The organism is Segatella baroniae B14, from assembly GCF_022024235.1.
Classification (GTDB): Bacteria; Bacteroidota; Bacteroidia; order Bacteroidales; family Bacteroidaceae; genus Prevotella; species Prevotella bryantii.
This window is the reverse complement of sequence record NZ_CP091799.1, coordinates 2,279,283-2,295,690: the sequence shown is the minus strand read 5'-3', so window position 1 is coordinate 2,295,690 and position 16,408 is coordinate 2,279,283. Positions and strand designations below refer to the sequence as shown.

Annotated in this window: 6 protein-coding genes; all 6 read right to left on the bottom strand. The window is 41.5% G+C overall.

Annotated features, from left to right (window positions below):
• Positions 1-96: 96 nt before the first annotated feature.
• The gene (locus tag L6469_RS09705) at positions 97-2,991 is read right to left on the bottom strand and encodes an AraC family transcriptional regulator (RefSeq protein ID WP_083382187.1); all 2,895 of its coding nucleotides are present in this window, start codon (positions 2,989-2,991) and stop codon (positions 97-99) included.
• A gap of 44 nt (positions 2,992-3,035) precedes the next feature.
• Positions 3,036-5,618 carry a glycoside hydrolase family 2 protein gene (locus tag L6469_RS09700; RefSeq protein ID WP_006281867.1) on the bottom strand — a complete coding sequence of 861 codons (2,583 nt, stop codon included), beginning with the start codon at positions 5,616-5,618 and terminating at the stop codon, positions 3,036-3,038.
• Positions 5,619-5,696: 78 nt separating this feature from the next.
• Positions 5,697-7,115, bottom strand: a complete 1,419-nt coding sequence (locus L6469_RS09695) for a sialate O-acetylesterase (RefSeq protein ID WP_039869959.1) — start codon at positions 7,113-7,115, stop codon at positions 5,697-5,699.
• Positions 7,108-10,254 carry a glycosyl hydrolase gene (locus L6469_RS09690; protein ID WP_006281869.1) on the bottom strand — a complete coding sequence of 1,049 codons (3,147 nt, stop codon included), beginning with the start codon at positions 10,252-10,254 and terminating at the stop codon, positions 7,108-7,110. The genes L6469_RS09695 and L6469_RS09690 overlap by 8 nt, the downstream gene beginning before the upstream one ends.
• Positions 10,255-10,306: 52 nt before the next feature.
• On the bottom strand, positions 10,307-13,135 hold the full coding sequence (locus tag L6469_RS09685) for a glycoside hydrolase family 2 protein (RefSeq protein WP_039869961.1): 2,829 nt from the start codon (positions 13,133-13,135) through the stop codon (positions 10,307-10,309).
• A 55-nt stretch (positions 13,136-13,190) separates the two neighbouring features.
• The gene (locus L6469_RS09680) at positions 13,191-16,373 is read right to left on the bottom strand and encodes a glycoside hydrolase family 2 TIM barrel-domain containing protein (protein WP_039869962.1); all 3,183 of its coding nucleotides are present in this window, start codon (positions 16,371-16,373) and stop codon (positions 13,191-13,193) included.
• Positions 16,374-16,408 lie beyond the last annotated feature (35 nt).

The following is a 16,408-nucleotide window of genomic DNA, read 5'->3' as shown; positions in this document are numbered from 1 at the left end:
TTTTTAGAAAAAATGATTTAAATCTAGCAAGAAGACGGATGCACCTCATTCTTGTCATCACTTTTTCTAAAAATATTTTAAGATTCTATATATTTTTTAATTTTGCCCCTTTTGGAATTCACGTGGACTCATATTATATCGCTTTCGAAAACACTTTCCGAAATAACCTGCATCGCTGAAACCTGACTGATAGGCAATATCAGAAATACTCATATCTGTATTCTTCAGAAGCTCTATCGCATGGTTCAACTTATATTCCTTCATATAATCAGAAGGTGAACTTTCGGTCAACGCTTTCATACGCTTAAAAAAGGCACTACGGCTCATGCCCATTTTCACAGCAAAAAGATCGACATCAAAATCTGAATTCGTCAGATTTTCTTCTAATACTTTTTTTACCTGATTCATAAATTCCGCATCTTGTTGCTCCAGGTAAAAAGTTCGCTTAAAATCAGATATTTTTGACTGAATATAGATATTGTTTTTAAGCTCCAGTTGATAACGGGCATAACGTATCGAAAAATAAAGAACGACACAGAACAGAATAAAATATAAGGTATAAGCCCACCAGGTGGCCCACCATGGTGGCAAAACAATAATCGTCATCTCACGACTACTATTGCGATTGGGATTAGAACTGTCTAAAGCTTCTACCACAAAAGTATAAGTACCTGATGGAACATTGGTATATGAAGCAATTCGATTGACTCCATTATAGTGCCAGTCGGTATCATATCCTTTCAACATATAACGATAGTTCACATGACTCTGGTTACGATAATTGAGCGCAGCAAATTCCAGCGTAAACATCGACTGGTCATAATGCAGCACCATAGAATCTGCATATACAATAGAGCTGGTGAGTATCGGATTTTTCAGACGATAGATATTCTGATTGTTGACGGTAGCATCGACAATATATACAGGACAAATGGCATCTGTGGTTTTCAGCTGCTGTGGACGAAAAGCCAAAATACCTTCTTTACATCCCATCCAGAGTTCTCCGTTACGATTGTTGATAGCCGATGATTCCTCCATTCTTACTTTTGGGAAGCCATCGTAACTGTCGAACGAACGAAATTGTTTTTTCCTAGGATTATAACTCGTTATACCATGATCGTTTCCTAGCCAAATAGTGCCATAAGGATCTTGTAGCATGGTTATAATAACATCATTCTGCAACCCTTCTTTCTGACCAAACATCTTGAAAGCTGGACTATGGGTATCTACATGATACTCTGATATCTGATTGAGTCCGCCACCAAAGGTACAAATCCATATATTACGATCCGTATCTTTGTATAAGGCATAAATATCACTGTTGGCTAAAGGATTCATCCCCCTTCGGCGGTAGGTTTCAAAAGAGACTTTACGGATATCCTGGAAACTTACAGGGAAAGACATCAAACCATCAATGGTACCTACCCAAAGACGCCCTTGTGCGTCTTCGACCATATTACGAACCTCCATAAACTGGCCATAGCCAGGGTATCCCTGCATGCCATGATATTTATTATAGAAAGATATTTTACCCTGTTGCTCATGCATCAGATTGAGTCCACCGTCAAGAGTACCCACCCAAATACGGTGCTTACTATCCTCGAAAGTTTTATAGACATCGTTTCCGCTTATCGAACTTGCATCCTTCGCATGATGACGATAATGTACAAACTGATATGAACCAGGCTTGGTGACATCAGGAATAGCCTGCACTAATCCGTCACCTTTGGTAGAAAGCCAGATACGGCCTCGATGATCTACCATAATATCATATACACTTCCTATACCATACTGTTCGTAGGTATATATCTTTTTCACATGCCCTTGCGCATCGAGCACATAGAGATTCTTATTGCGAGAGCCAAACCATACATCACCATTAGCAAACTGGTATAGACCTTTCACACCATCTCCATTTTCTACCGGCATCGGGATAAATCGGAATTGATGATTACGGAAACCTATCGAATAAATACCATTATTGGTAGACGACAACCACAAGATACCATCCTTATCAAGACGCATGTGAAAAAAACGATTACTGCCATCTGTATCTTGCATACCAGGAGCAGCAGTAACATTCTCAGCCTCCATCGTATGGTGATTGATATGAATACACTCTCCTGCAGGCGTCAGAAAGAATACACCATTCGCTCCTGCATCACAAAAAGTAGGTTGCGTAATCTTACCAAATAAAGTAAACGGATAATGACGGGTTACTTTCGTCTTAGGATGATAATATACTAAAACCGACTGATTCTTCATGGTCCAGCGACCCCCATATCGGTCGACATAAGTATGATAATGCTTGAGCAGTTGAGCAAAATAGGCTTTCCAATATACCATAGACGACGGTCTGCCTGTCAAAGGAACAGAGGCTATTAAGAAATTGGTACCTATCAAATTAGCACGTCCTTGACGCAACTGTATAACATCGTCTAAAAGTCTATAATCGAAACGATTAATATGCTTACGTGAATCTACAAGTAACTTCACGGATACCCTACCATGTTTATCAGTAGAAGCCAGCAGAAGATTCTTATCCTTGGTTAGCAGAAGCACATTTCCATAACCATCCGGTTGAATCTTAATAACCTGCAAGTTACGGGTAACCGGTTTCAACTCATCAAATACATCTTTGAAACGAGCCGTTGCACAGAAAAGTACAGACAGCTTCCAATCGAGTGTCTTAATCCATATATTACCATTACCATCCTCTACCAGTGTTTCCACCTTTCGTGGTGATGGATCAGAATTAAGACTAAATGCACTCGTATACGTACGGAACTGTTTACCGTCAAAACGAGTAAGACCATACCACGTGCCTAACCAGACAAAACCATCTCTTGTCTGAAGAGAACAATTAACGATATTGTTTGGTAAACCATTTTGAGTAGTATAATGATTTACCAAAGCATTCGTAAGACTTTGAGCTTGTATATTTATCATACACAAGCCCCAAGCCAATATGATCCATAGAATTCTTCTCATTGCGTTATCAATCCGTACATAATTATAACTCAAAAGATGCTCTATTATTTTGTTATACCAAAATCAGCCTGCTGATCTTGTACTTCCTTCAACATTTGAGCTTTCTGCTCTTCGGTAAACTGTTCACCAGTATACTGCATTGTCGCAGCTGTCTGTACCTTTTTAATAGGAGCCTGTTGAGGTATCATACAAAATGTACCCGTGTATGGTACAGACTCGATGTCGAGGTCTGCTGGTGTAGGAGCATTCGTACCAGGGAACTGCACTTCTGCATGAATATGAATCTTACCAGCCTTACGAGTAGAACGAAGCAACATAGGAGCTGATCCCCACTCTACCAAACGAGGGTTGGCATTGATGGTACCATCATCGATAATTTCACCTTCACCGGTCACCGTAAAGCGAACATACTCTTTAGCCGGACGGCGAACATGACCACTATCATCGATAACCTCAGCCACAACAACCACAAAATCACTACCATCAGCTACCAGATTTTTGCCCATAGTATCGACATACAAACGTAAGTGATTGCTTCGACGAGAAGGCATCTTCTTGGTAGAACATACTACCTTGCCATCAATAATACCTTCGGCTATCATATTTACCTTATGAGGTGATTTCTGCTTATAACTAAGTTCACGAGCTTCCCAGAAATCCCAAGCATGCTTAAATACCACAGGAGCATTATAGGCCTTGTCTACCGGGTGGGTAACTGGCAATGTCGTAACATGAGCACCATCAAATGTAGTAAGACGTACACTGTCGCAATTAGAGAAGATCACCACATTACTATCAGAGAACTGAGTCATCTCATTGGCGATATACACCATCGGTTCATTACCAGCCTCACGCGCATTACGCTGAGCAGCAAACATATAATACGCATATTTGGTTTGGCGGAAAGCATCATAAATACCACCAAAATAAGGATCAGGATGATAACCACGCTGATGGTCGAACGGATGCCACAGACAACCGCCTAAGAATAATCCGGTAGTACGATGCATCTCACTGGTAGAATTAGCCAGCGAAAAAGCCTGAGTCAACATCGCCTGCTCGCCCCAACTACGGCTGGCACGATTCAGAGCATTATGAGCATACCAGTCATCAACATTCTCACCAAACTCACGTGTCAATATATTCTGACGTGGAGCATCAGCCTTTTCATCGTCTCCCGGCCATCCATAAACAACATCATAGTTATCACGAACACCCTTAGAATGTACATCGGCAGCAGCTACCGGACGATATGGATAAGGATATTCTTCCTTGGTTATCTGCAGAGATTTCAATGAGAAGTCTTCTTTGAAAGGAGTCTCATTAAGAATTGGCTCCCACATCAAAACGCATGGATGATTACGATCACGTCGAATAATATCACGGGTATTCTGCAAGACACGAGGCTCAAACTTTGGATCTTTACCAAAGAACTGCCATCCCGGAGTAGCAACAATAATAAAGATACCCAATTCGTCGCACGCATCCATAAACGAAGGATCTTGTGGATAATGGGCTGTACGAATAAGATTAAAACCTGCATTCTTCAAGCGAAGCACATCTCGCCATTGCTGACTGTTAGGAACGGCATTGCCTACATAGGCAAAATCTTGATGGCGATTGGCACCTACAAACTGACGATAACGCTTACCATTGAGCCAAAAGCCTTCTTTACCCTTAAATTCAAAAGAACGAATACCAATCTTGGTCATACCACCATCGAGCACTTGCTTGCCTTCTTTGACACGGGTAACAAGTCGATATAGATAAGGACGTTCAGGCGACCATAACTGTGGACGCTTTACAGTAGTCTGTTGATAAGCTGTCTGAGCACTATTCGGCTGTAACACCACCTTATTGGTCATCTTCTTGATAACCTTACCTGCTGCATCGAGGATCGTGTTTTCAAGAATTACTGTTTTTGTCGCTTTACCCGCATTAAAGAGTTCGGTATTAACCAACACCCCTGCAGACTGTTCAGAAATATGCTCATAATGAACGAAGATACCGCCACCTGCTTGCTGATTACGCTTGATGGCATTGGTAATATACACTTGATTCTTGGCAATAAGCCATACATCACGATAGATACCACCATGATAAGCAAAATCTAACTGATACTGAGGTTTGCCTGGAGGATACGTTTTGTCATTGGAATTATCGGCCTTTACAGCAATAACGCACTTATCGCCTTTTTTAATACCAAACCTATTCAAGTCTATCATAATCGGCAAATAACCACCAAAATGCTCTTGGGCTAACTTGCCATTAACATAGACCCACTGCTTACCCATGATAGCTTCGAAATAAACTTCGAGGTTATTGGCAGGAGCTACGAAATGCTTACGATACCACGCCACGCCTTGATAGTTACGACAACCAGAAGCCTCAGAAGGCTCAAGTTTCACACAATGAGGGGTAGATACAACCTCCCAATTTCGGTCATTATACGCTACAGCCTCAGCTCCAGGAGCATCACCCAAATGAAAACGCCATTCTGGATTAAAATTCCATACTTGTCGACCTTGATTGGCTATCGGAAACAAACCAGCTACAGATGTTTCGTCCATCGCCTGAAGACTGAAACAGCAGAGTAAACCAATTAATAAGGTATAGAGTCTCTTCATTTCGTTACTATGAATATATGTCGCCCTACAGGGCTTTAAATTGAAAATCTATATAAAATAGGAGATATCCCTCCATGCTTATTTTTCCCATGTATCGGTACGGAAAGAACTAACAGGCAAACCGTCATGGAAGAGGTCACCTTGTACCCAGTTCTTAAAGGCATAACGAACAGCAACCGGCTTTTTCACCTTATCGCTCTTCACATAGACACGATTGCGTGAGGTCCATGTCTTGGCAGGATAAAAGACCTTATCCTCACCTGCAACCTCAAACAAATCACTTGAAGGACCATTCTGGAAATATACCCATTCTTTACTTCTGTCAAAAGCGACAACAGCGGTATCATTATTAAATTCAACATGACTATATGTTGCAAAATCAGGAAGTCCTTGCACCTTATAAGTATTAGACAGAGCCAACACTGCTAATCGTTCTCCAGCCTCACGCTTCTTGCGAGGATGTATACCATATTCTAATCCTGCATCCATCAGTACAGCCATACGACTATTAGGAACCATCTTCTCTACCATAGCCTGCTGCTCGCGAAGAATAGCACTGTTATAATCCCACTGAATAAGATCATAATTATAAGGAGCAATCTGACAGTAATAGAATGGGAAATCTCCTTGATTCCAATCTTTACGCCATCCCTTGATCATCGTAGAAAACAAGTCAGCATAATTGCCGGCACGATTTACATTATCTTCTCCTTGATACCAAATAGCACCCTTCAGCGTATAGCCAATGAGTGGTCGAAGCATACCATTATAAAGAGCTGTAGGACAACGTTGTTGCTTCTTATCAACATCTTCTTGACTCCATGGTAGAGTAACTGTTGGAAAATCTTTCTTCAACCAGTCTTTAGCCATCCAAGCCTCACAAGCACTACCACCAAAAGCGGTTACGATGAGTCCTACAGGTACATTAAGGTTCTTACGAAGTGCTTTCCCGAAAAAGTATGCAGTTGCACTAAACTGACGAATAGAAGCAGACGAAGCCTCCTCCCACTTACCAGATACAGAATCTATCGGTGATAACTGTGGATTACGCTTCACCGTGAAAAAATGAAGATTGGCATCGGCGCCGGTCATGATTTCTTCTATCGCACCAGCTACAGGTTGCCCTTTGAAGCCCTTCATTGGCATCTCCATATTACTTTGTCCACTACATATCCACACCTCACCAATGAGAATGTTCTGCAGTTGGGTTTTATCGCCATCATCAAAGGTAATCGTATAAGGTCCACCTGCTACAGGTGTATTGACCTGCAACTGCCACTTACCATCCTGACCAACAGTTGTGGTATAAGTTTTACCATCCCATGAGGTTTTAACTTTCAAGTGCTTTTCAGCACGGGCTGTTCCCCACAGATTACAAGCACTCTGCTGCTGTAATACCATGCCGTCACTAAAGAATCTCGGCAGTTTTACCTCGGCTCTTGCTGCTAATGAAGCCAAAAGCACCATAGCCGATAACATATATTTCTTACTATTCATATTTCAAAATATTTAATGGTCCTAACAATCCTGCAGGAAGCAATTGGTCTCCCTTCATACGATACTTTGCATTTGTCCAAATATGAGCATAAGGTGCCTTGCCTTTTTCTGCTCCATTCAGTGCATTTGCCCAAGTATTTACTACTTCTATACGAAGGGTATTCTTACCCTTTCGCAAGGCTTTACCGATATGAACTTGATAAGGTGCAGTCCAAGCTGTTCCACAATCTATATCGTTAATGTATACATGAGCAATATCGCGCACTTCACCTAACTGTAAATAGATTTGTTGGGTAGAAGTAATTTTATCATTATATTTAAAGTCAGTGGCATAAACTGCAGTGCCACTATAATATTTCACCTGTTCATCCGTATCTTTTGACCAATCGAGCAACTGCTTTGTAACCTTCTTTTTCCCATTTTCTAAAAACTCTATCTGCCAAGTTTTTGGCGTTAAAGGAATATCGGTTCGTACCTTCGTACGAGAGTTCAACTCTACAAGTTCACGGTCACCTGTCACCGGATCTATACAGTACATCTTCCCATCTACTTTATCACAAATAAAGAATAGAGACTGATAAGGTTCGAAATGAGCTTTACTCCGTGAGCCTCCACGATAGCTCCACTCAATATCACGAACTTCATTTTTTTGATTCGTCAAGAAATAGATTTCTTGATTTATTGAAGTACGATGAGCAAAACCAATACCTTCAGGCAATTCTACATCGCGCGGCAAACTATACTGTGCAAAATCTTGCTGCTGATATGGCTGATCAATAACAATGATGCCCGCCCGACGACATGCATCTATCTTAGTTTGCACTTCAGCTGAATACCCCTTAAAACTAGGATCCATCTTCGTTTTACCTGGCAAAACTAAAACTCGATAGCGGATACCACCAGGCATGACAAGGCAGCCCTTTTCGATTTTCGCCTCAGTAAGTAGAGCATCTTTATTCATAGAGTCATAGTGATAACCATGCAAAGCATTTACCCAGTCTTTCATATCGATAATACCAGCAGAATGGTTTACACCTACAGGACTTTCTTCCATCGGTTCGCCCACATTGGCCAAACGTACTTGTTCACTGGCTACTCGATTTTGTCCGAATATACCTGGCAACATGGGAACCAAACGATCTGGAGTCAACGCTCTACTTGGCATTTCCTCACCGGTAAAGACTGCAATATCAACTACAGGAGTACCCTCTTGCAAGAGTTGCTGACAACGGGTCACGTAATCAACCATAGCTCTACTTTCTTGATACCATGTATTATCTCGCTGAAAGAAGTAACCAATACCATCTAACGTCATACCTGGCTTTCTATCCATCCATGGGTTATGCGTATTCACATGGAAGAAAAGTTTATTCATACCAAGCGCAAAATGACGATCAATCAACGGTTTTACCATAGCTGGGGTCTCATCCCAAACTCCACGGACTTCAGTCAGACCTTCGGCCTGAACAATATTTTTACCATAGATATGAGCACCACTAATAGCATCAAGCATATCATTAGGCTTATCATGAGTTGGTGAATTCAACCAAAATTCGCCCATCGGATTATCAGCATATTTATAATGCTCTAATCCATCGGCGATAAAAGTTGGAGCAATACTCTCCTGCGTAACTTTTCTCCAATGAATATGGCCTCGCTCTTCAAGACGCTCAAAGAAAACATCATTCACTAAATCGTTTATCGTCAAACGGATATCCTTGAGTACCTTTTCACTCTTCTCTGCTGATTCCACAGGAATACCAGCATAAAGTGGAAGATAAGGTATCAGATCATAACCTCTACGTAATTTAAACTCCTTAGCAAAATCACGTCCCCAGTTCTGTGTTCCACATTCCCAAGAATCGATATGCAAATACTTGACTACCGAACCGTGTGGACGATCCAGAAATCTTTTATACCAATGATCAAACTGCTTATCAACAGCCTCTTCATTAAACTTATCCACCTCGAGACCTTTTCCACCACCAGCAGTAGCATTCATCTGCCCGGTAGAAGTATGCCCAAAACGAAGTATACGATAATACTTAGATTTTGTTGATAACTTAGTAATAATTTTATTATCTTTTAGTTGCAAAGGTATAACTTGCTGCAATGCGATACAATCAGCATCGGTTAATTCTTCAGAAGTTGTAGCTTCAGCCACACGCCACGATGCACCCGATTTACCTTCCCACTGATTTACTTTAGCCTCTCCAGAAAGGAGTATATCTTTAAGTTTTAAAACTGGTTTCCACTTAGCAGGATCAAGATCCTCAGAACCCGGTTCCGAACCATCAACAGTCCAATCAAATCTAAAATAGCGCGCCATAGTAGCAGGTATCGCATAAGTAAAACCCGGACCAGAACTTTGCCATCCCTGACGTGCAGGATTAATCTCTTTCACCGTCCAGTAATTTACACCATCATTAGACGCCTTCAATACCCAACGTTGAGACTGGATATTATTTTCTGATGGTAAAATGGTAAGAGAGCGAACCGTTTCTATCTGACCTAAATCATAGACCAAAGAAGCTGGTTTACTGGCACGATAGGTTCCCTTTTCATTCTGGGACATATCACCCAAGAGCTGGATATGCTTAGGTTGATAACACTTCGTAACATTCATGCTTTTAACCGGAATAGCAAAAGCCGCAATATCCTCATAATACCCCTGATAAGATTCTGGCTGGCGAAGTGTCAAGTCTCGGAGAGACTTAACCGATACGATGGTATCTGTCCACACCACTTTCTGCATGCTTTCAGCAGGTGTAATCCAAGGTCCACCAGCCAGTGCAAAGCCATCGCTAATATGGATACCCATATCGAGTTTTAAGGAATCAGCTTGCTGGAAAGCATAATCTACCATTTCCCAAAAGGTAGGAGTAAGCTGGTCAGCCTGCCCTCCATACTCAGGCCTCACTTTACTATCACGGATAGGCATCAGGTAACATCCCCCCAGACCTATCTGTTTCATCCCAACTAAATCGGCATGAATTCCCGGTTTAGAAACGGCGCCATACATCCAGTACCAAAACGTCCAAGGCTTGGTATTATCTAAAACTTGGGCTTTTGCCTCCAAACTTCCTGTCAAAGAAAGAGTGGTTGCAAAAGCCAATGTTGCGATAGATTTATATTTCATCAAAATGCTGAAACTATGTTAGTCGAAAATAAATGCGATTAAATAATCTCGATTAGTCGAATTTCAAGTCAACAACAACAGTCTTGCTGCTTGTCGACCAATATGGCTGTGCAGAAGGACCATTCAAATCAGTTGTATTTACCTTATTACGAACAGCCGGAATTACCTGCAAGATAGAGATACCTGTTGCTGGAAGTTCATAGAGAATATGGTCACGACCATCACGAGGCTGGTAAACTCCGATATTCGATGCATTCTGAATAGCCTTGATACCAATCTTTCCTTCCTCGGTAGTAAGCTGCATCCAGTCTACTTGAGCAAAATAGCCTTTAAATTCAGGATATTCCCAAGATTCACCAGGAATAGGATCATTATAAGCATTCTGCCAATAGCCATACTGAGGACCATCTAAACGATTCTGCCATACACGATATGGCCCCTGTCCTACCCATGCCTTACTCTTGACCTTGCTTTCTGGATAATCAAATGCGATGCCCATCAAATCTACGACACCATTAAAATCATATTCTGCCTGCATACGTACACTTCCATCTTTCTGGAAAATATAATCTACATAATGAAGTGTACCATAATCATAACTTACACGAAGAGTTTTACCTGCAGCAGTATCGAGCCACGTCATACCATGGAAAACACCTTGATCGGCATATTCTGTATACTGAGTTTTCTTCTTCTCGGCATCCTGATCATCATGATTATAAAACTGGTCGAAACTTCTATCACTTCGTTTAGCTGCGACAAAACGTGGACCGTTAGAGAGTGATATGGTACGACCACCAACCATTACCTTCTCTAATCTACCATTCTTTTTGCTATAATAATAAGTACGCTCTCCAGCCTTTACCAATAGCTCATCGACTGTTTCTGAAGTTGAGACTTCCGAAGCTACAGCAGAGTTCACCGCTGCCGATGGCTGAACCTTAGTACTCCAGGTCATGATAGTATCGCCATGATGGTCTACAGCTGTCAGTTCCACTGCAGAAGTTGATGCAGGGATATTCTTTAAGACGACAACGCTGCTATCTCCTGGTTCTACATGAGGCGCTTCCAAATTACCTTTCTTCAGTACTTTCACCTGACTATTTCCCCATGAAGGCAATTCCAGGCAACGATAAGTAAACTTACAATCCTTGAGATTGACAAAATTGTATGTATTACGAAGAGTGTAAGCGATATCCTTACCCTGAACCGATGCTGATACTTGAACAGGACTCCACACCTCTTTAATCGTATAGTACGAACCCTCTTTCTCAAAGTGAGGACCAACAATACCATCGGCACCAAAGTTACCTACACAGTCTACGATATTATTCAGGTCAGTACGAACCACACCTTCATCAGCTAAGTCCCAAAGGAAACCACCGGCACAACGAGGATTATGCATCATAATCTGCCAATAATCTTTCAAACCTGCACCGTGTCCACCATCATAAAGACCATGCAAGAATTCTGTTGGCATAAAAATTTCAGGCTGACGCATATACTCTAAAGTCTCACCCCAAGAGCGATAATGCTTCGTTTCAAAACCATTACGATTGGCCCATGGATAGAGTACTACACGGTTCTGCTTATCCCAACGACCAAACTCAGAATCAAGTTCATAATTAAAACCGCCCTCATTACCATTGCTCCAGAAGATAATACTTGGATGATTCTGATCACGTGTTACCATTTCCTTCACCAATTGCTGTCCGATAATGGTAGTATGTGCCCAATGCCATCCGCTCAACTCACTCTCTACATAGAGACCTAAAGAGTCACAAGCCTCTAAAAATTCCGGATCTGCAGGATAATGGCTCAATCGAACAGCATTCATATTCATACTCTTGATGAGCTTTACATCCTCTATATTCTTTGCTTTACTGAGCGTTCTACCAGATTCAGGACGGAAGCTATGGCGATTTACGCCCTTAAAAATAACTTTTTTGCCATTGATATATACACCATCATGCTGACGATATTCGATAGTACGAAAACCGAACTTTTGACGTTCGCGATGTAGTATTTTTCCTGTGTTATCCTGTAATGTAAATACTGCTGTATAAAGATTTGGAGTTTCTGCTGTCCATAGAGACGGACGATTAACCTTAAAATCGACCAAGGTCTGATCATTTCCTCGTACTTCTGAGATATTCGATGCAACTACTTTACCTTTAGAATCTACTATTTCTGTTTTAATCTTACCACCAGCCTGCAAACCGCGACTTAAGAAGCAATCGGCAGTAAACCGTCCATCCATCTTTGCATCAATAGCGACACGATCGATGTTATAAACAGGTTTAGCTACGACAAAAACAGGACGAATAATACCACCAAAGTTCCAATAGTCAGCTCTGCGCTCTGCCATATTAACCTGACTGTTCTCGCTTTCCTTACTTACTTCAACCTCGATGGTATTCTTATGTTTGCCAAAGAAGATTCTGTCAGTTACATCATAAACGAAACGATAGAATCCTCCCTGATGCAAACCATTGCCAGCCTTACGACCGTTGATTTTTACCTTAGCATCTGTCATAACAGCCTCAAACACCAATTGAATTTGGTTGCCCTGCCATTCTGCCGGAAGATAAAAATCATATTTATAATAACCCTTTTCGTTAGCGATACCCTCTGGCTTTGGTATGCCATAGAAGCGCATACCATACTGATATGTGCCAAAACCCTGAAGTTCCCAGCAAGAAGGCACACCGATTGTAGTCCACTTACCTGAGTTTTGACCATCTGTACACTTGAAGTTCCACTTCACCATGTCATCACAACCATGACCAGAAAGGTACTGTCTGCGAGTTTCAACACTTGTTTGTGCAGAAGCAGACAACATAGATATCATTAATCCTGTAAAAAGAAAAATCCGTCTCATACTTGATAGACGGATTTCTATTGGTTTTGTCCCTAAAGAATAGGAGTTTTTACGTTTACTGTGAGATACGAATGCGCAAGGTATGCTTTTTAGTCTTATCAATAGCATATTTCTTGAGAACACCCGGACCACACGAGCTATTGCCTAAACCTAAAACGGCACAATCGATGTGAAGATAGGTGGCATCAGATTCCTGAAGTTGATAGTCAAACTTAGCTTGGAGCATATCGGTTGGTGAATAGTGTAGTGCTTCAAAACTGAATGGAGCATCAAGTGCCTCCACTCGGATTGTTTTACCCGATTTCGTCTGAAGAACAACCAAAGAACACTGCTCATGATTACCATTATCCTGCGGACGTGGATAATGAGTATACTGCTTGGTAACAGTGCTTTTCCAAAGCCCAATGGTAGCCGACTGTAGACGATCAGGATAAGTATCCCACGGACCCAGTCCATACCATTGCAACTGCTCATATACTTTAGGAAGGGTAATAACCATACCCAAACGAGGGAGCTCTGGAAGCGTACCTCGACATTCATAAGTTTGTGTTATATCGATAGAACCATCAGTATTCTTATGCTGATCTGTAGTAACCAAAATACTTCCTGTAACATAGCGATATTCTGTTTGCGTATCAGATAATCTAACTACCTGAGGAGAATCCAGACGATTCGCTTTCCAGTCTTTGTCGAGCCAATTACCAAAGCCTTTATCATTATCGGTACGGGCACGGAAGGCATCAAGGCGAACTTGAGCAACAAGTTGGTCTAAGTTTTCTAAAGATGTATTTCTCCCCCTTGTACCCATCTGCTTAGCTGACTTTGCTATTATCTTTTGCCATCGTTCAGCTGCTTCCAATAACGCTGGAGACAAAGCAATCTGCTGGGTATAAATCTGCTGCCCCTGACGAGTTATAGAATAAAGAATGCGAACATCATTCTTCTTGCTGTAAGCATAATCTGTAATTCGAACCAAGAGTACACTGTCACCTGGAGCTACATTCGGCAAAGTGAGGTCTTTCACCTTTTTACTTACCCCATCCTCCTGTATTGCATACGTAGCTTGATAAGCATTAAGCGGAAGATGTGAACTATGATTATAGATCCAAATTTCACCACCTTTCTGACGAATCTGTACAGGAGAATAGACATGTTTTACCTCTTCATATTTAGCATTAGTCTGGCGATCTGCGAAAACGACACCATTCAAACAAAAAGCGCCCGAACTTGGTTTATCACCAAAGCCACCACCATAGAGCATACCTTTACCCTTTGCATAAACACCCTGATCTACCCAATCCCAGATAAAGCCACCCAACATACGTGGATGAGAATAGATTTCATCCCAGTATTCCTGGAAATTGCCTAACGCATTACCCATTGCATGAGCATACTCACTTGTCAAGACAGGTCGGGTATCATTCTTTCGCTTAGCGATATCAAGCAGATGCTCCCATCGTAAATTCTCAGCACGCTCCTGACCAGAACCCTCAGCTACATTCGGATTGAGATATTCTTGTTTTACACGTGGATAAAAACGGCTGATAACATCAACACATGATGGATCGGTATAAGGGAATGTTTGTTCATCATACGATAAAGTATCCCCCCAAGCCTCCAACTTATCTGCTGGCAAATAAGGAGTCTGTGCACCTTCATAATGTACGAAACGAGTTGGATCGTATTCATGAGCCCAACCTGCCAAAGCGGCCTGATTAGCACCAAATCCACTTTCATTACCTAAACTCCAGAAGATTATACTAGGATGATTCTTATCGCGCTCTACCATACGCACAAAACGGTCCATGTAAGCTTGATGCCAATCAGGGGTAGAGGCTAAAATGCCACGGGTACCATGACTTTCGATGTTAGCTTCATCAAAGAGATAAAGACCTGCACTGTCGCAGAGTTCATACCAACGAGGCGTATTCGGATAATGACTCAATCGAACGGCATTAATATTTGCTGCTTTAAGCAAACGAATATCTTGCTGCATACGTTCTTCTGTCATCACTCGAGCTGTATAAGGATCATGTTCATGGCGATTAACACCACGGAGACGAACCTGCTGACCATTCACTAAAAAGCGACCATTATCAATCTGCAGATAACGAAAACCTATTTTTTGTTGCGCACACTGCAGTATATGTCCAAGAGAATCGGTCAGTTGAAGTTCTAACTGATAGAGATAAGGAGTCTCAGAAGTCCATAGTTTCGGTTGATTTACAGTCATCGCAATACGTCCAAACTTACGTTCTCCTCGTTGAGGAAACCATTCGTTCATACCAGCTGCCTTATAAGTCAAGTTCAGTACATCAGCAACATCTACATGACTTCGCCCTACCTCCTGCCCCGATGCATCCTTGAGTATAGCCTGCAACTGACAACCATCACCAGTTTGGGTACCATACACACGAAAATCAGGATTGATGAGAAGTGTCCATTTATCGAACGATGGCTTCAATGCTGACGTAGCATTCCCATAATAACGTGCAACGATATTCGAAGGTAAGGTACGAATAGCATAATCACGTAACTGTATATCTGGAGTATGGAAAATAGTAACATCACGATGAATGCCTCCAAAACGCCAGAAATCCTGATCTTCAAGATAGCTACCATCACAATATTTATAAACCTCGATGGCAATTTGATTCTGACCAGCCTGCAAATAAGGGGTAATATTAAATTCTGATGCCCCCATAGCATCTTGACTATAACCTACTCGTTGCCCATTAATCCACACATAATAGGCACTCTGTACACCATCTAAACGAAGATAAGTCTGTCCGCTCTGCTTCCATGAAACAGGAAGCATAAAAGTACGACGATACTGTCCTGTAGGATTACGCTCCTCATAAGTAGTCCAGTCCTTTTTAGGGGATTGAGTCACATAAGGTGGAGCAATCTTAAAGGTATAACCAGCAGACATATAGAGAGGAATACCATACCCATTCATCTCCCAATTGGCTGGCACATTTAAGGTTTTCCAACTTTTGTCGTTGAAATCAACACGATAGAAATCTTTAATGCGTAGCTCTGGATTCTTGGTCCACTTAAATTTCCAAATGCCATTAAGCGACAACTGACTATCGCCTATCTTCTGTTGATAAGGTAAAAAAGCAGAACGAGCTGGTTCCCGATTGATTTCGAGTATATGGTGATTTTCCCAATCCTGCACCTGGGCTATAGCCACCAAAGGCAGAAAAGTGAATAATAAAGAGATCCCTTTTCTCATATCTAAACTTTTTATGTTTATTATTTTATATCAGT

Excerpts from the sequence above, each read along its gene's own strand:
- L6469_RS09700 (WP_006281867.1), bottom strand. The coding sequence starts at position 5,618 with ATGAAGAGACTCTATACCTTATTAATTGGTTTACTCTGCTGTTTCAGT.
- L6469_RS09690 (WP_006281869.1), bottom strand. The coding sequence starts at position 10,254 with ATGAAATATAAATCTATCGCAACATTGGCTTTTGCAACCACTCTTTCT.
- L6469_RS09685 (WP_039869961.1), bottom strand. The coding sequence starts at position 13,135 with ATGAGACGGATTTTTCTTTTTACAGGATTAATGATATCTATGTTGTCT.
- L6469_RS09695 (WP_039869959.1), bottom strand. The coding sequence starts at position 7,115 with ATGAATAGTAAGAAATATATGTTATCGGCTATGGTGCTTTTGGCTTCA.
- L6469_RS09705 (WP_083382187.1), bottom strand. The coding sequence starts at position 2,991 with ATGAGAAGAATTCTATGGATCATATTGGCTTGGGGCTTGTGTATGATA.
- L6469_RS09680 (WP_039869962.1), bottom strand. The coding sequence starts at position 16,373 with ATGAGAAAAGGGATCTCTTTATTATTCACTTTTCTGCCTTTGGTGGCT.